Annotated in this window: 14 protein-coding genes; all 14 read right to left on the bottom strand. The window is 61.5% G+C overall.

What is annotated here, in order from left to right; translation table 11 throughout:
- Positions 1 to 39: 39 nt before the first annotated feature.
- The 14 genes from KZO25_RS15595 to KZO25_RS15530 all read right to left on the bottom strand — a co-directional run bounded on the left by KZO25_RS15595 (position 40) and on the right by KZO25_RS15530 (position 17,523).
- Positions 40 to 534 carry a chemotaxis protein CheW gene (locus KZO25_RS15595; protein WP_066450461.1) on the bottom strand — a complete coding sequence of 165 codons (495 nt, stop codon included), beginning with the start codon at positions 532 to 534 and terminating at the stop codon, positions 40 to 42.
- Positions 531 to 2,876: a chemotaxis protein CheW gene (locus tag KZO25_RS15590; RefSeq protein ID WP_262489067.1), complete on the bottom strand. Its 2,346-nt coding sequence runs from the start codon at positions 2,874 to 2,876 to the stop codon at positions 531 to 533. Before KZO25_RS15590 ends, KZO25_RS15595 begins: the two co-directional genes overlap by 4 nt.
- Positions 2,877 to 2,917: 41 nt before the next feature.
- Positions 2,918 to 3,865 (bottom strand): flagellar motor protein MotB, encoded by a 948-nt coding sequence (gene motB, locus KZO25_RS15585; protein WP_223137672.1) that lies wholly within the window; start codon positions 3,863 to 3,865, stop codon positions 2,918 to 2,920.
- Positions 3,862 to 4,734 (bottom strand): flagellar motor stator protein MotA, encoded by an 873-nt coding sequence (gene motA, locus KZO25_RS15580; protein ID WP_223137671.1) that lies wholly within the window; start codon positions 4,732 to 4,734, stop codon positions 3,862 to 3,864. Before motA ends, motB begins: the two co-directional genes overlap by 4 nt.
- A gap of 234 nt (positions 4,735 to 4,968) precedes the next feature.
- The gene (gene flhC, locus KZO25_RS15575; RefSeq protein ID WP_223137670.1) at positions 4,969 to 5,556 is read right to left on the bottom strand and encodes a flagellar transcriptional regulator FlhC; all 588 of its coding nucleotides are present in this window, start codon (positions 5,554 to 5,556) and stop codon (positions 4,969 to 4,971) included.
- Positions 5,553 to 5,885 (bottom strand): flagellar transcriptional regulator FlhD, encoded by a 333-nt coding sequence (gene flhD / locus KZO25_RS15570; RefSeq protein WP_223137669.1) that lies wholly within the window; start codon positions 5,883 to 5,885, stop codon positions 5,553 to 5,555. Before flhD ends, flhC begins: the two co-directional genes overlap by 4 nt.
- A 330-nt stretch (positions 5,886 to 6,215) precedes the next feature.
- Positions 6,216 to 6,497, bottom strand: a complete 282-nt coding sequence (locus KZO25_RS15565; RefSeq protein WP_223137668.1) for an EscU/YscU/HrcU family type III secretion system export apparatus switch protein — start codon at positions 6,495 to 6,497, stop codon at positions 6,216 to 6,218.
- A complete protein-coding gene (locus KZO25_RS20185; RefSeq protein WP_223137667.1) occupies positions 6,478 to 7,815 on the bottom strand; it encodes a flagellar hook-length control protein FliK in 1,338 nt (445 codons plus the stop codon). The genes KZO25_RS15565 and KZO25_RS20185 overlap by 20 nt, the downstream gene beginning before the upstream one ends.
- Positions 7,812 to 8,195, bottom strand: coding sequence for a flagellar protein FliT (locus tag KZO25_RS15555; protein ID WP_223137666.1), 384 nt, complete (start codon positions 8,193 to 8,195; stop codon positions 7,812 to 7,814). The genes KZO25_RS20185 and KZO25_RS15555 overlap by 4 nt, the downstream gene beginning before the upstream one ends.
- Positions 8,196 to 8,615, bottom strand: a complete 420-nt coding sequence (fliS, locus tag KZO25_RS15550) for a flagellar export chaperone FliS (RefSeq protein WP_066450485.1) — start codon at positions 8,613 to 8,615, stop codon at positions 8,196 to 8,198.
- An 81-nt stretch (positions 8,616 to 8,696) separates the two neighbouring features.
- Complete coding sequence (fliD, locus tag KZO25_RS15545) at positions 8,697 to 10,091, bottom strand: flagellar filament capping protein FliD (RefSeq protein WP_223137665.1); 1,395 nt, start codon at positions 10,089 to 10,091, stop codon at positions 8,697 to 8,699.
- A gap of 195 nt (positions 10,092 to 10,286) precedes the next feature.
- The gene (locus KZO25_RS15540; protein ID WP_223137664.1) at positions 10,287 to 11,972 is read right to left on the bottom strand and encodes an HD domain-containing phosphohydrolase; all 1,686 of its coding nucleotides are present in this window, start codon (positions 11,970 to 11,972) and stop codon (positions 10,287 to 10,289) included.
- Positions 11,973 to 12,136: 164 nt separating this feature from the next.
- Positions 12,137 to 16,126, bottom strand: a complete 3,990-nt coding sequence (locus KZO25_RS15535; protein WP_262489066.1) for an EAL domain-containing protein — start codon at positions 16,124 to 16,126, stop codon at positions 12,137 to 12,139.
- A gap of 170 nt (positions 16,127 to 16,296) precedes the next feature.
- Positions 16,297 to 17,523, bottom strand: a complete 1,227-nt coding sequence (locus tag KZO25_RS15530; protein WP_223137663.1) for a sensor domain-containing diguanylate cyclase — start codon at positions 17,521 to 17,523, stop codon at positions 16,297 to 16,299.
- Positions 17,524 to 17,620 lie beyond the last annotated feature (97 nt).

Here is a 17,620-nt window from a genome sequence, read left to right as displayed (position 1 = left end):
CTATCGGCCAAGATGGAAAAAACTGGAGTGGCGTCAAGGCTATTCGGCCACGCGCTCGACGAGTTCCATCTCATCGCTGGTGAGCAGCTTGTCGATATCCACGATCACCAACATGCGATCCTCGAGACTGCCGAGCCCGCTGAGGAAGTCGGAGGACAGTGTGACGCCGAATTCCGGCGCCGGCTTGATCTGATCCGGCGAGAGCGTCATCACGTCGGAAACGCCATCGACGACGATGCCCACGACCCGATCCTCGACGTTGACCACGATCACCACGGTCTGGCCGCCGTATTCCACCTTGTCGAGGTGGAACTTGATGCGCAGATCGACGATCGGCACGATGACGCCGCGCAGATTGGTCACACCCTTGATGAAGTCCGGCGCATTGGCGATTCGCGTAACGTTTTCGTAGCCACGAATCTCCTGCACTTTCAGGATATCGACCGCGTATTCCTCCTCGCCCAGCGAGAACACCAGGAATTCACGGTTGTGGGCTTCGGCCGCAGTCATGGCTGCTTCGGTCGTCTGGTTCATGAGGAAGTCTCCAGCTCTTTGTCGGTTAAGGCTTCGAGAGATTGATAGGTACGCTCGGGACGGCGCACCTCCTTCTTGGCACGGCTGAGGCGATGCAGGCCGGTGATATCCAGGATCAAGGCCACGCTGCCGTCACCCAGGATGGTTGCCGCCGATACGCCCGGCACCTTTCGATAGTTGGTTTCCAGGTTCTTGACCACGACCTGCTGCTGGCCGACCAGATCATCGACCAGCAGGGCATAGCGACGCCCTTCGCCCTGAACGATGACCGCAATGGTCTCGGTCAGCTTCGTCTTGGCATCGGGCACGTCGAGGGCTTCATGAACGGCCACCACCGGCAGGTACTCATCGCGGACCTTGAGTACGACGTCGTCGCCCGCCATGGCATAGAGATCCTCCTTGGCTGGCTGCAGTGACTCAAGCACCGCCGATAGCGGGAGGATGAACATCTCGCCACCCACCTTGATCGACATGCCGTCGAGGATCGCCAAGGTCAGCGGCAACACGATACGAATTCGCGTGCCCTCACCGGCCTTGGACATGATCTCGACGTGGCCGCCCATGCCCTGAATGTTGCGCTTTACCACATCCATGCCTACACCGCGGCCGGAAACGTCAGTGACCGCCTTGGCAGTCGAGAAGCCTGGCGCAAAGATCAACTGCCAGACTTCGTCATCGCTCATGGAGTCCGAGACGGGCAGACCGTTCTCACGCGCCTTGGCCAGCAGTCGGTCACGATTCAGGCCGGCGCCGTCATCGATCACCTCAATGAGAATGTTCCCGCCCTGATGCTGAGCCGAGAGGGTAAGTCGGCCGGTACGGGGCTTGCCCGCGGCCACACGATCCTCCGGCATCTCGATACCATGATCGAGGCTGTTTCGTACCAGGTGCGTCAGCGGATCGATGATCCGCTCGGTCAGGCTCTTGTCCAACTCGGTGGACTCGCCTTCGGTGACCAGTTCGATCTCCTTGCCCAGCTTGCCGGCTGTCTCGCGAACAACCCTCGGGAAGCGGCTGAAAACGAAATCCATGGGAATCATGCGAATCGACATCACCGATTCCTGAAGATCCCTGGCGTTGCGCTGCAGCAGGCTCATGCCGTTGAGCAGGGCGCTATCGGCAACGGCATCCATGTCGCTCACCGTCTGGTCGAGCATCGACTGGGTAATGATCAGCTCACCGACCAGATTGATGATCTGGTCGACCTTGTCGACGGAAACGCGGATGGAAGAGGTCTCGGGGCCCTTGGCCTTGGGCTTGCTGGCTTTCGCCGGCGCCTTGGCGGCCGGCTTGGGCGTGTGTTCCGCCTTGGGGGCGGCCTCAGCCGGGACCGTCGCCGCGCCTGCCTTTGCCTTATCCACCACGGGGGAGGCGGCCCCGCCAACCGTGGTGATCTGCAGCTGATCGGCGTCGACGATGAAGCACATCACCGCCTCGATATCGTCATTGCTGACCGAGGAAGCCAGAACGACCTCGTAGCGGGCTTCGTCACCCTGCTGGGAGACCACGTCGCCCAGTTGCCCCAACTCCTCGACGAGAAGCTGGCGATCCTTTTCTCCCACGTTCAGCAACGTGATGACCCGCTGCCCCTCTTCAGCAGAGACACGCGAATCGGCCGGGACATCCGGCTGAGCGGCATCGACAGGCCTGATCTGAAACTGCTCGGCATCGATGATGAAACACATGACGGCTTCGATATCGTCGTCACTGTCGGTGGAGGCGAGAACCACCTCGTAGCGCTGCTCATCACCCTGATGGGAGACCACCTCGCCCAGCTGTCCCAGTTCCTCGACGAGCAGTTGACGATCTTTCTCCCCCACATTGAGCAGGGTCACGATGCGTTGCCCGGCACCGGCGGCAGTCTCCGCTTCCGGCACAGAGGTTGGCGTGGCGGCGGGCTCGGGCTCGGCTTTCACGGCCGGTGCCGCACCCCCCCCTTCGTCCAGGTCCTGTCCGATCTCCTCGAGTGCCAGCTGCTGAAGGGTCTGGCAAATGCGCTCGAAGGCCTCCTGATCGGGTTCGTCGCCATTACGGTAGGCGTCTAGCTGATCACTGAGCATGTCCTTGGTTTCCAGAAAGGTATCGACGATATCCCGGCGCAGGGTGAGCTCTCCCTTGCGGGTATGATCGAGCAGGTTCTCGAACAGATGGGTCGTCTTCTGCAACGCATCGAAGCCGAAGGTACCCGCCCCCCCCTTGATCGAATGAGCGGCACGAAAGATGGCATTGAGCTCTTCGGTATCCGGCTCGTCCACGTCAAGCTCCAGGAGGTAGCGTTCCATGTCGGCCAACAGCTCTTCGGCTTCTTCGAAGAAAGTGTCATAGAAATCCGTGATATCCATGCGCATTACCACCTGGTGTCAGAATGTGTTCCAAGCACCGCTCACTCCGGATTGAGCGAACGGCGCAGGCTTTCCGTAAATTGTTCCACTGGTGCCAGTTCCACCTCGCCTTCCAGACGCGAGCTCATGGGGCTGGGTACGCCAGGGCCATTGAGTACACTGGGCCGCCGAATGTACTCCGCCACTTCGGGCAGCAGGACCAGCAGCTCTATCCGTCGATTGTCAGCGTCAAACGGGTCGGTATCCGGCAGCGGTACGCGGTCGGCAAAACCGGACACCCGCAGCAACTTATCCGAGTCGAAGCCGCCGGCGACCAGCTCACGCCGCGAGGCATTGGCCCGGTCGCTGGACAGCTCCCAATTGCTGTAGCCGCGATAACCGCCGGCAAAGGGCAGGCCGTCGGTATGCCCACCGATGCTCAAATAGTTGGGCAGCTCGTTCAGCAACGGCGCAATGGTGCGCAGCAGGTTTCGCATATACGGCTCGACGCGGTCGCTACCGATGTTGAACATGGGCCGCTGCTCGGTATCCAGCAATTGGATCCTCAGCCCTTCCGGCGTCAGATCAAAGCGCATCTGCTGGCGCAGCTCGCGCAGTTCCGGGTCCGCCTCGATCACCGCCTCGATACGACGCTGCAGATCCATGAAGAAGCGCCGCTGCTGATCACTGGGCCGTGTCTGGCTGCGAGTATCGATCCGCGCTCGCTCACCTTCGCTATGCACCGGATCGGGTCCGCCACCCGGGATGACACGGGTGCTACCCGACCGGTCGCCGCCGCCGATAGCGGTAGTCAGTGGCGTACTGAAGTAATCAGCCACACCCTGGCGCTGCTCTTCGCTTGCCACCGACAGAATCCACATCACCAGGAAAAGCGCCATCAGGGCCGTCATGAAGTCGGCAAGGGCGATCTTCCAGCTGCCGCCATGGTGGCCATGGACCACTTTCTTGCGCCGAATGATGATCGGGCGCTTGTCGCCGGCGGCACTCATTCGCCTACCGCACCCGCCTTGGCGTTACGGACATACTCCTCGAGCTCGGTGAAGCCCGGGCGCTCGGCGGTGTGCAACGCCTTGCGGCCGAACTCCACGGCCAGCTGCGGCGCATAGCCATGCAGGCTGGCCAGCAGCGTGATGCGGATGCACTGCAGCATCTTCTCGGCCTCCTTGATCTGGCGCTCGATACTGCTGGCCACCGGATTGATGAAGCCGTAGCCCATCAGGATGCCGAGGAAAGTACCTACCAGAGCGTGGGCGATCATCTCACCCATCTGCTCCGGGCCCGCATCGGCATAGGTCAGAGCCTTGACCACGCCCATGACCGCCGCGACGATGCCGAATGCCGGCATGGCATCGCCCACCTTGGCGATGGCATCCGCAGGAATATGCGCCTCCTGTTCGAAGGTCTCGATCTCATGGAGCATCAACTCATCGATCTCCATGGGGTCCATGCCGCCACTGACCATCAGGCGCAGATAATCGGTCAGAAAATCCATGATCATCGGATCAGCCAGCACCCTGGGATGCTCCTGAAACAGGGCACTCTCCTGGGGGGTGTCGATATCTCGCTCGATGCCCAGCATGCCCTCGCGGCGGATCTTGCTCAGCAGTTTGAACTGAACCGCCAGCAGCTCCATGTACATCTCTTTGTTGTAGTTCTTGGTACGCTTCAGCTTGGGAAAGATCTTGAAGGTGGCCTTGATCGCCTTGCCATTGTTCGCCGCGATGAAGGCGCCCACTCCTGCCCCGCCGATCATCAGCAGCTCGGTAGGCTGGTAGAGCGGACCCAGGAAGCCCCCGGCGAGCACGAAGCCGCCGAAGACGCAGAGTGTAACAACGAGGTAGCCAAGCAGAATCAGCACAACCGATATCCTTAATAGGGACGCGACTTGTCGATATTTCAGTTATCGGCCAGGCTCGCCCCGACTTGAGGGCAGAACCCGAAAAAGGCACAGAAGAGCGAACAAAAACAACGCCGCCCCGGCACAGGGCCGAGGCGGCGAAGAGAGTCCGACCAAGATCGGTGACAACAGGGCGCGGCCTGAAGCAGCCGCTTTCGAGCAATACCCGCCGCCAACCGGGCTCAGACTGCCCAGTCAGCCGGCGCAACCCGCGGCGGGCAGCTCCAGGTCGACCGGTACCAGCTGCGCCGCCTCTCTTTCGCGACGCTTGCGGGTCTTGCCGGCACGGGAAGGCGGCATGCAGATACCGCAGACGTAGTCATGGTCGGGAGAGTGAGCATGAGCCACGAATTGGCCGCTGCACTGGGTACAGGATGACTGTTGCAAAAGGTCGCTTTCGAAGAAGCGCACCAGGGTCCAGGCACGGGTCAAGCCCAGTACCGGCTCGACCTGATCGATGCTCACCTGCTCACTGTAGAGTCGATAGGCGGTAACGAAGGCCTGCATCCGCTCGCACTGCTGATCCTCCCGCAGGCTGCGGAAAATATTGTAGAACAGCGAGGCATGCACATTCGGCAGCCAGGTGATGAACCAGTCGGTGGAGAAAGGCAGCATCCCCTTGGGGGGAGACATGCCGCGCACCTCCTTGAAGAGACGTATCAGACGAGCCCGACTCAGGTCGGTCTCGGTTTCAAGTACCTGCAGACGCGCACCCAGCTCAATCAGCTCGATGGCCAGCTGGACTTGCTGCATCTCAGTAACAAGGCTTTTCGGTTGTGTCATGCCTCGCCCCCCCGCGCAATGGATGCCGCACCACGCCCTGCCATCAGCAGAGAAGCATGGAACTGGGACAATCCATTGTCACGGGGGTTATCGACGACTTGACGCAACTGCTCGGCCCCATCGAGACCGAAATGGCAAAGCAACTGGTTGGTACGGGCCAGGCGGGTCAGCTGGGCGGCACCCAGCGACTGAATCAGATCTGCCGTCTCATCATCGAGCTTCAGGCGAAATATCGCCGCAGGCCGGTCGTCGTTGAGCAGGCGCTGGGCCAGCAACAGATAAGCTAGGTTGAGCTCCTGGATATCATCCAGGTGATTCGTGGTTTTCATGTCGTTTCCCTGCACGCGGTGCCCGCGTGTCCTTATATTTTTATGTTGGTCCATTAAGTGCCAAGGGCTGCCGAAAAATAGTGCATCAGCAAAAGCCAAAACAGCACTCGAAAAGGGACGTTATTTCTGCGACCTCCATTGTGACGTTTTGAAAAAGCGTTGCCAACCAGTCAAAAGCATTAGAATGTCAACATCGAGGATGAGAAAAATAAGCTTCTGCCACCCTTTTGTTAACTCTTTGGCCAGCCAAGGAAAAAAAGAACAGCAACCCCCTTGACAAATTGACGAACAAAAATTCACAAAATATTCTGTAACATTTTTTTACATTATTTAACGTTCTTGCGCTGTGTCGGAGAGTTCATAGACCCACACCAACAGTTCGGCAATGGTCTGGTAGAGCATCGGCGGAATGCGTTCATCCAGGTCCAGCCCCATCAGCAGCGCTACCAGTTCAGGGGCATCATGAACATAGATTCCCTGCCGCTGCGCCTCGGCCAGAATACGGTCAGCCATATCGCCATAGCCTTTCGCCATGACCCGGGGCGCGTCATCACCGTCCCGGTACGCCAGGGCAATCGCCTGCCGACGCTTCTCAGGTCCTTTCTCCGTCACTGGGTCCCTCCTCGCCCAAGTGCCGAACGTCGATCAGCACCGTCGACATGCCGGCCGCTTTCAAGCGCTCTTCGAGCCTTACGACACCCCGCTGCAGCGTCACCAAGGTGCCCTCATCATGCGTTTTCAGCTCGAGTCTGACGTCCGTGTCGCGCAGCCACATCGCAACACGGATGTCGCCTAGACTGGGCACCCTGAGCTGAAGCTCGGAGTGCCAGGTATCCTGCTCCGACTGTCCGTCATCGCCCTGCTCGCCTTCACCTTCGCGCTTGGCGCCAGCAGGCAGCTGCACCATCAGGGCCATGAAGATGCCTGACCAGACATCGCCCTCCCAACGCAGCATGGGCGTCACCAGCATCTCCAGTTGGTGCCGAACCAGGCCCTGAAGACTCTCGTGGATGGCCTCGCCACCAGCCGGCCGGGCCCGAGACAGGCCCTCACCCTGCTCCCGAACAGCAGCTCCCGCATCACCGGCAGCCTGCTGAGGGCTAGCGGCACCACGACCGGGCGCCGGCGTATCGCGCAGCGAAGCAGCCGAACTCTCAGCGGCACCTCCGCCTTGCGCTGTCGCTTGAGCACCGGCCCCTTGGCCGCCCCCTGCACTACCCGGCAGCAGCCCAGCGGTGGTGGAATATGTGCCGGCCTGAGCCGCCTGGCCCTGGAGCGTTCCGCTACCGGCAGCCAGCGGAGGCGCCAGCGAACCCGGAGCGGCTGCCGCCGTCAGGCTGCCCGCCCCCGTCGCCCCGGGGGCAGCTCGCGGATCCGGTGCTGCTGCACCAGGCGCCGTAGATGCCGGAGAGAAGCGCAGGGTTCGCCACATCTGCGGCTCGCGCTCCAACTGCTGGCGGCTGACCTCTCCGCGATACCAGCGCGAAAGGTGGGATTCATAGAAAAGGCCGCTGTCGCGCACACCAGCCTGCAGACGGCTCGCCAGCGTCGAGGCACTTGGGGCTTCGTCCAGCGCCATCAGCGGTGATGTGGCAGTGAGTACCGAAGGTGGCGCCGGGAAGCGCACCAACAGATCGGCAATGGTACGGGCCGACGGGCTGAAGTGGGTCTGAATGGAGGCTGGCGAACGGGCGGTATCCGTCTGGCCGGCAGGTGTATCGCCCCGCTGTGACGGAGTCGTGGTGCCTGACAGAGGAGCCGCGGCGGGGCGACGGCCATCCAGCCGTGAATCGCTATGCAGCGCCCTGGGCCCCTCGCCAGGGTCCACCGCCCTTACCGGTTCGTTCAGGTCACGCGGCGGCGCGGTATCGATGCGCTTGCCCAGCACCTGATGGAGCAGGGTATCCAGCAGCGGCGTGATACCACTCACGAGATTCCCTGGCCGAAGTCATCCGCGCTGCTCACCACCGAGGATGCCTGCTTACCGTAGCTGCGGTGCAGGTCACGCTGACGACGCGAACTGTCCATCAGCTGTCCCAGCTCGTTGCGACGCGCAAGGAGCTGCTCTCGAATCGCCAGGTCGTCGGCCAGGATCGACTCGAGCAGCTCGGCCTTGCGCTGAACGCCCTCATCATCGAGCTCGGCCGACTTGTCGAGCTCCCGGAGACGATCTGCCAACTGGAGATAGCCGGACTGACGCTCAATCAGCACGTCCCACTCTCCGGCTCTTGCCAGCTCGAGCATGATCGCGACCTGGCGCCTGAGCTGGGTATAACCCTCCAGAACAGCGCGTGCAGTGGTGGTGGCCATTCAGCCTTGCGCTCCCGTGACGCCGATCTCACGCCACGCCGAGGCGATGTCCTCCAACAGCTGCTCTGCCTGGTCGAGACTCTCCTGGTCGTTGTGCAGATTCGCCGCCAACAGCAGTCGCGAGACATAGTCGTAGAGCGAACCGAGGCGCTCGGCGATCTCGCCGCCCTTCTCGGTATCCAAGGCGGCCAGAAGGCCATTGTTGACGATATCCAGCGCCTTCGAGATGGACTTGCCCTTCTCTGCCACATTGCCGGCCTGCATATGGATGCGAGCGGCACGAATAGCGCCCTGGGCACCGTCGAACAGCATCACGATCAGCTGATGCGGGCTTGCCGACATCACGCCGCTTTCCACGCCAACCCGGGCATAAGCTCCGGCCCCGCGGCCATAGGCGGCGGCTCCTCGCATGGTACTCATGGCAGTCATTCTCCTGTCGTGGTCGACCGTCGTATCACGAGACCGGCCCTGCCGGGCATCGTGCCCCGGCTCGCCAGCCAATTATTTCTTGCGGCCCAGCTGAGCGTTCATCATGTCGAACTGCTGGAACAGATAGTCACTGGTCTGGTTCATGGTGGCGATCATGCTGTCGAGCTGGCCGAACTGAATCCGATAGCGATCGATGGTTTTCTCGATGCTGCGCTCCATGCGCTCGAAGCGGTCGGCCAAACTGCTGAGACGTGTCTCCAGGCCGCGCTTGGCATTGTCCAGCAGGCCTCGATCACCAAGCATCTGATCCAGGGATTCATTGAGCTTGCCGGCCATTCCCCCGGCCTTGTTCTGCCCGGCGAAGAAGGCCGACAGCGCCTCGGGCTGATTGGCGACAATATTGCTCAGACGATCCTCATCGAGCTTGAGCTTACCGTCACGCTGCAGTGAAATGCCGATATCCGACAGCATGCGAAGCTCGCCTTCGCCCACGCCGCCGGCCAGCACGCTGCGCATGCGGTTCTCAACGGTGCGCAGGGTATTGTCACCCAGCAGCTCGCCCGCATCCCCGGTATCGGCATTGAATTTCGTCAAGCCGCTGATCGTGCTGCGCATATCGTTGTAGGCCTTGACGAAGCCGCTGACTGCCTCGCGAATCGCCAGGGTATTGCGCTCGACAACAACGGTGACTGAGGAACCTTCAGCAGTCGTTTCGGAAAGGTCCAGCGTCACACCCTGGATGGCGCCCTTTACCTGGTTTGACTGGCTGGTGATGCGGATACCATTGACTTCCAGCACGGCATTCTGGGCTGCCACGACTTGAGACATGGTATCTGCTGCATCGGGTTCGGCGCCAAGGTCGAAGCTAAAGCCATTTTCGCCTCCCAGAGCAACCGACTGGATTGCCGCATTCTCACCGGTGGCATTGGCGGTCAATACCAGGCGATAGGGGCTGTCAGGGTCGCCGTCATTGACGATGGAGGCCGTCACTCCCGCTTTCTTGGCATTGATGGCATCACGAAGATCGGAGAGCGAACTGTTCGGTGCAAGATCAATAGAGACTGCTTTCGCCTTGTCACCCGTTCCGATGGTCATCGTCAGTTCACCGCCAAACTTGGCGCCCTCGGCAAAACCACCCGTCGCAACGCTCTGGGCACGCGCCAGCTCCTTGACGGCAACATCAAAGCGGCCGGGCTGGGCTGCGGCGCTAGCTGCCGCCTTCACGCCACTTCCCGTCACATTGCTGCCCACGCTCTGGAAAAACTTCGAGTCGTTGAGCTTGGCCGCCGCGCTCTGGAAGGTCGACAGGGCGCCCTGCAGCTTGCCATACGCCGAGATTCTGGCCTGATGGCTTTTCTGCTGCAGCTTGATCGGCTCGAGCTTGCCCCGCTCAGCGGCATTGAGCTGATCCAGCAGGCCATTCAGGTCGAGCCCTGACCCGATACCCAGTGACGTGATTGTGGTCATGATGGTTCCTTTTTCATCCCGGCTATTCTGACAGGCCCGGCGCCAGGGGTTCTGGCGAAAAGCCCGCGACCTTGGGGTTATTTCCCTGTATCGGCTCAGCGGCGCATAACTTTAGTGTCGGGCCGCATCCCAATTTCCATCCCGCTGCCGGCACCATTTCCACACCGCAGCTGGCGCCCGAGGGCCACGCCGGAATCAAGTGGAGACAGGAATCTCCTCGACGGGCTCACCCAGGCGGGCAACCACATTGCCGCGCAGCACCTCGCCCAGCGCCTCGCCCGGGGGTTCAACGGCTTCGGTCAGCTGCACCTGAAATGGCTTGCCCTGCTGGTCCAGTCGCTGTATCCACGCCATGTCGCCACTGGCAAAGCGCACCAGCGAACCGATCGGGCGCAAGCCGAAATGCTGAATATAGCGCTTCACCCAGCGCGGATCGAACTGGCCGGGACTGCTCAGCAGATGCCGGTATACGGCATCGATACGCCAGGCCGGACGGTCGGGCCGGTCGCGACGCATGGCATCGACCACATCCACCACCGCACTCATGCGGGATAGCTCCTGCAGATGGTCGCCATCATGCCCGGCCGGATAGCCACTGCCATCCAGACGCTCGTTGATTCCTCCCACCACCGCCTTGACCACGCCCGCCGAAAGCCACTGGCATCCGTTCATGGCTTTGCCAAGCAGCGCAACATGCATCTTCAACTGAGCGTAACCGCCCTCGTCCAGCGAGGTGGCCGAGAGCAGGTTTCCGGGTATCATCCCCTTGCCCAGGTCATGCACCATCGCACTGGCTGCCAACGCCTTGCGCACATCCCGCTGTATCTTGGTGCCATCGGCAAGGGCCAGGATATGAGCGGCCACCGAAAGCCCATGCCTCACCAGCAGTGGCTCCCGAGACAGGCAGCGGGTGGCGAAGAGCAGCGACTCCATATCCTCATCGGCCAGCATCAGCAACATATCCGCATGCCGGGAGAGCTGAACCGCATCGATACGCCCTCCCTGCTGCAATTCCAGCAGCTGGCCGTCCAGGTATCCGGCCACCCTTGCCAGCCGGCGCGCCATGGGCGTGGGATAGCTCAACAGATTGCGCCGCCCCACCGGTGCCGAGGCAGCCGCCTGGCTCTGGAAGAGCATGGAGGGCAGGCGGCCGACATCCGCCTCTTCCGCATGACGAGACGATTCCCGTTCGATCTCGCGAACGAAGAACCACAGCTTGCGTTCCTGGTCGGCCTTGCAATCCTCGAACTTGAAACCAACGCGTATGGTTTGACGATCGCTATCGGCCACGGTATGGCAGGCTCTCGCTTTGATCGCAAAGCGTGTGCCATTGGGAAAACAGAGTTCGATCTCGATCATCGGCGTCGCCGACAGCAGTGAAGCGGCCGAGGCTGGCAGTTCGAGCTGACACCCCTGCTGCGAGAGATCCTTGAGGTCGCCCTGGACGGTCGCTTCGCCATCTCCATCGCCACGCAGGATGGCACCCACTTCCATGCCCAACCGCAGCCTGGCCCGGAATGCCTCTCGACGCTGCATCTCTTCAAGATAGAGGGGATATTCGCAGTGGCAGACCAACCTGCCGGCCACGGTTTCAGAATCCACCACCTTGAGCAACGGGGTGCGCACGATCTTGCCGTGAGCCTGGCCCAGCAGGCGAAATCCCACCCCGCGCTTGAGTTCACCGCCGATTTCGCGCACCGCGGTGATATCCACGATCAGCGACTCCGCGGGCACCTGCTCCATGAGCACCACCGGAAGCGGTGTACTCTCGGGCTTGTCAAGCAGCAGCGATGCTCCACCCGGCTGAATCATCGACTCCAGCAGCGATTCGATTTCTGCCGGACTGCCGACTCGAACAAAGTCATCTAGCGCCTTCGCCATCCTTGCCTCTTCTTCTGTACAGGCCAACCCTTCCTAGCCGGGCCAGCCCAAGACTGTATCAATGTGTCAATCGACCGGCCCGACCACGCTCAGGCCTGAGTGACACGGACAGCGTCCGCATAATGACGTCCGCCTATTGCCTGCCCGTTGCGTCTTCCACTCGATCAGTGGGACGCAGCCTGTGGGTCAGAAGCATCGGGAGCCACCTGATGGTGCTCGATCATGTAACGCTTGAGCCCATCCAGGGGCATGGGACGGGCAAAATAGAAACCCTGGAAGACATCGCAGCCGTGTTCGGCGAGGAAGTCACGCTGGGCCTCCTCCTCGATCCCTTCAGCCACCACCATGAGTCCCAGGTGATGCGCCATGGAGATGATCCCCTGCACGATGGCGCTGTCATGGGGGTTGGTGGTGACATCGCGAATAAAGCTGCGATCGATCTTGATCTTGCCGATCGGCAACTGCTTCAGGTAACTCAGGCTGGAATAGCCGGTACCGAAGTCGTCGACGGAAACTTCGATCCCCATATCCCGCAGCTTGTGCAACGTGGCGATGGCCGCGGCGGTGTCGTTCATCAGGATGCCTTCCGTCAGCTCCAGCTCGAGATAGCCGGGCGCGAGGCCGGTCTCCAATAGCGCCTGCTGGAGGTTGGTCATGAAGTTGGGGCGATGGAACTGCAGCGGCGAAAGATTGACCGAAACCCGGTGGTGTCCGTAGCCCTGGGCTGCCAGCAAGCACATGTCGAGACAGGCGCGTCTCAACACCCACTCGCTGATCGGGCCGATCTGACCGGTGTCCTCGGCCAGCGGGATAAAGAGCCCCGGAGAGAGATAGCCCCTGACCGGATGCTTCCAGCGTACCAGCGCCTCGAAGCCAACCACGCTACCATCGGCGGCATTCAGCAGCGGCTGGTAGTGCAGCTCGAAGTTCTCTGCCTCGATGGCTTCCTGCAAGTCATTGCGCAGGGCCATGCGAGAACTCACCTCGTCATTGAGATCGCTGGTAAAGCACTCCCAGGCATTGCGCCCCTTCTGCTTGGCCCGGTACATCGCCATGTCGGCCTGCTGGATCAGTTCCACCGGATTCTTAAGCCCCTCGTACAGGAAGGCGACACCCACGCTGGCACCGATATAGAGCTCGTTTTCGGCGATACGAAACGGCCGGGCGACGCAGGCCAGCAGGCGCTCAGTGAGCCTCAAGGCCGCCTCTTCCCGGCTCAATTCCGGCAGCAGGATCACGTACTCATCACTGCCGAACCGTGCCAGCGTATCGCCGGGGTCCAGCTCATCGGCCAGGCGCTGGGCGACCTCGATCAGCACCTGGTCCCCCACTTCATGCCCCAGGCTGTCGTTGATCGGCTTGAAATCATCGAGATCGAGGAACAGCACCGCCAGGTGCCTCCCGTGTCTTCTTGCCAGCTGCACATCGTGCAGCAGGTGGTCCTCGAACAGCGACCGGTTGGCCAGGCCAGTCAATGCATCATGGCTGGCATGGAAAGAGAGCTTCGCCTCGTAGGCCTTGCGCTCGGAAATGTCGTGCTGCACGCCGACAAAGTGTGTCACCACCCCTGCCGTATCGCGTACCGGCGCCAGGTAGAGGTTGTTCCAGAAAGGCGAGCCATCCTTGCGGTAATTGCACAGGGTGACGTTTATCTCCTCGAAATCGGCCAGGGCACGACGAATCTGATCCAACGAGTCGGGGTCGGTCTCACGTCCTTGCAGGATACGACAGTTGCGCCCCAGCACCTCCTCGCGGGTATAGCCGGTCATGCGCTCGAAGGCCCCATTGGCATAGATGATGGGCATGCCCTTCGCCTGGGCGTCGGCGATAACCACGCCGTTGATGCTCGCCTCTACGCTGCGCTGCAAGATGCGCAGTTCGGTTTCATGCCGATAGCGCTCGGTCATATCCTTGGCGATGCCATAGAAGCCGATGACCCGCTCGTTGACGACGATGGGGAGGTTGGTCAAGTCGAGGTAGACCGAACTCCCATCCTGCCGCTTGAGAGCCAGCGTATAGCGGAATGCCTCGCCCTTGCCGGCGTCCTGATAGAGCTGAGCAATGCGCGCCTGTTCACTTGGCTCGATCAAGTCGGAGAAGTGCGAGCCGATCAGGCGCTCCAGGGTATAGCCGGTAATCTTGCAGCAGGCATCGTTGGCGGTCAGGAAATAGCCCTGCAGGTCAAGCGAGAAGACCGCATCCGGATGATAGGTGAACAGCGAACGATAGCGCTGCTCGTTCTCGCGCAGGGCACGGCGGTTCTGCTCCCGCTCCACCGCCAGGGAGACCAGCTCTGCCGACTCGATGATGCGTCGCCGATCGGCTCGGGTCGGTTCCCCCGGCTCCTTGAAGTAGGTGCCAAAGGCGCCCAACAGGCGCCCATCGCTGGCAATCACGGGGTAGGACCAGCAGGCGCGAAGCCCATGTTCGGCGGCCAGGTCATGATAGCCGGCCCAGTGCGGATCGCGGGCGATGTCGGCGCAGACCACAAAGTCGCGAATATGAGCCGCTCGGCCACAGGTACCCACCTCCGGTCCCACGCCGACCCCTCGCACCGCTTCACAGTAGCTCTCGGGCAGACTGACCGAATGGATACTCTCCAGCGTGTTGTGGTCGTCACCGCAGAGCATGATCGAGCACAGGGAGCCGGGAGCCTGCGCCTCCACCATTCGGCAGATCGCCCTGAGCGTATCGGATAACGGCTGATCACGGGCGATCAGGGTCTGTACACGCTGCTGGGCGCGCAGGTGTCGCTGGGTTCTCGCCAGGGAGACCGAGCGTCGTCGGCTCAAGCTTGCCATACCCAGGCTGAAGGCCAGCAGGTAGCTGAGAATCAACCCGCCGATCGCCACGTTCAGCGGCATCATGCCGCCGAAGGCCAACGGCCCCACGGCGGCGTCATATACCCGCGCTTCCAGGATGGCCCCGCCCGGCAGAACGATCAGCCCCCGATGGAGCCTCAAGCCTAGCTCGCGCTCGGCGGCATGATTGGCAGCCAACTGCCTGTCCTGCCGGTACAGCGAGAGCATCAAGGGCGTCACGATGGCGTTAAGCTCCTCCCCCAGCAGGCGCTCGAGATCCAGCACGCTGACCAGCTGACCATAGCCCGCTCCGGGTAGCGGCAGCGAAACCACTGCCAGCTCGGGGCTCAGGGGGTCAGGTATCACCCAGCGCGGGTAGCTGCCGCCCACCGCCAACCAATCCAGCAGCCAAGCGTCATCCTGTCGCACCCAGCCATGAAACAACAGCTCATGGCTGCGGTCACGCCCCCACCGGAACCGCTCACTCTCATCCTGCCAATAGAGCGACACCAGGCTAGGCATATCACGAAAGTAACTGTCGAATTCCGTCTCGCGGAAAGGGATAGGCGGGCGTCCGCCAAAGTGGGCCCAGCGCTCCGACATGCGCTGAAGCGTCACTTGCTGCGTATCGATTGCTCGTTCCGCCGTGATCTTGAAGTTGGCCAACAGCTCCGTTGCATGGCGCTGCTTGGCGTCATACTGCTGCCAGGTCAGGGCATACCAGGCGAGTCCGCTCGCCATCACCCCCCCCGCCAACGCCAGCACCATGACGCGACTGAGTACCGGCGGCGCCGAGGCGCGACGACCGACAAGGACCATGGCCACCCCGGTGAGCAGGGCCGGCAAGGCGGTAAAAGGCGTGGTAAATGCCGTACCCCAGGGGCCGGGCATGATAACGCCTGGCCATAGGGCCTCGGCCAGGCTGATGCCTCCGATGGAGACCACAACCAGCCCTGCCAACACCCAGCCCAGGCGTACCCGCCGGGTTGCCTTGCCAGCCAGCAGGCACGCCGACACCGCCAGCAGGGTAATGCTGGTGGATAGTGCCACCGGCACCGGCCAGATTTCCAGCGAGCTCCAATGCCCCTCCGGCAGCAGGGCTCGCATGGGCGCATACAACCCGAAAGGCAGCAGCAAGGCACCGCAAAGCCGAGCCCAGCGGGGGCGATTCAACATGGTTGCGAGCAAACCGCCGCCGACAAGCAGCATCAAGGGCAGGCTTGCCTTGGAAGGGTTCCAGTCAAGCGGCAGCTGCCAGGTCGCCAGGCCGTTGAACACCCCCATGACCATGAGCAATATCGGCACCAGAATCAGCCAGGTATGAAGTGCCACCTGCTGAGTGTTATTGGGCATATCGCCCCCTGCTCGTGAATGAGTCCTGATAGTCGGCTTATCGGCCGTTCGGCAAAACTCTTGAGGCTTTCATGGAAATAGAAAGCAGCAGGGAAGAAGTGAAGAGACACTAGAAAAGGGGCTGACGCCAATCGACAGAGCCAGCCGAACACGGTGCCAGGGGGAACCCGTCAGCTCGGAGAGAGTGGCGCGGCAGCAATGACTCGGTTGCGCCCGGCATGCTTGGCGAGGTAAAGCGCCTCGTCAGCCCGCTTGAGTGCCTCCTGGGCGGGCTCATCCTGCATCAGCTGAGTGACACCGATACTGGTCGTAATCGAAATGCGCTGCCGCTCGCGGTCGCGGAATTCGAAGGTCTCCACGGCAAACCGGATACGGTCGGCTATCTCCATGGCCCTGGCCTGGCCGCTGCCGAGCAGCAGCACCACGAACTCCTCGCCGCCATAGCGCGCCGTACAGTCATGCTTGCGCGTCTGCCCGATCAACAGCTCGGCGAATTGACATAGCACGGCATCGCCCACGGAGTGGCCATAGGTATCGTTGATCTGTTTGAAATGATCGATATCGAGCATCAGCAGCGAACAGGGCACGCTGCCGGCGCTGTCCAGCCCCTCGGTGTCGCGCTGCCAGGCCTGGATCTTGGCCAGGTGTTCCTCCAGTGCGCCGCGATTGAATAGCCCCGTCAGCGGGTCATGTGTGGCCTGACGATAGAGACGCAGCAACAGGCTGAGCTGGAAATGGTTGGCCGCCATGGAAACCACCAGCAGACTCGACAGCAGCCAGAACGCTTCGGCACCGCGCCCGGTTAGCCAACTGCCGTCGACCATCTGCGAAAACACCTGCAGGGCCAGCATGGCGATGCCGGCGAACAGCGACTCCAGTATCGTGAAGGGAAAAACACTGAGCGATGCCACCAGCAGGAAGGGGATGAATCCGTACCCCACCAGGTTATGCAGTTCATGTGGCGGCAGCATGACGAGGATGAGGGTATAGAACGCCGCGGGCAGTGCCAGCAGCATGCCGGCACAAAGGCGGATGCGACGAATCCGCTCCTGACTGTAGAGCGCAAGCAGCAGCACGGCCACGAGGCCCAATATCAGCACAACCCGCCCGACAAGGGTGTACTTCAGCAGCTCGGTGGGCAGCACCAGGGCATCCACCACGATCCACAGCGGGGAGAGTATGGCGAAGATGATACCCAATGCCAGCACGCGGCTGCGCAGGTAGCGGGCGTGCGCGAAGGAGAAATCACGGGAGTGGTGGTGGCGACTGAAGGTATCGCGCAACGAGCTGAAGCCGACGAATAGCTCATGGCCCGCCTCGGGCGGTTCGGCCAGCCTGTCAAGCAGCCGTGTGCGGCGCTCCGAGTCTCGCTTAAGCTTCAGTTTACCGACGAGCATCGAATGACCTCTGTTTGGCAGGCGCTTCTCCAGCAGCCCATTCAGCACAAAATGTGCCCAAGTGTGCAAATTGTAACAGCGTAGCCTGCGGAAAATG

This window comes from Halomonas sp. ANAO-440 (assembly GCF_019915905.1).
Taxonomy (GTDB): domain Bacteria; phylum Pseudomonadota; class Gammaproteobacteria; order Pseudomonadales; family Halomonadaceae; genus Halomonas; species Halomonas chromatireducens.
The sequence above is the reverse complement of the archived record's forward strand: the minus strand, read 5'-3'. Positions and strand labels throughout refer to the sequence as shown.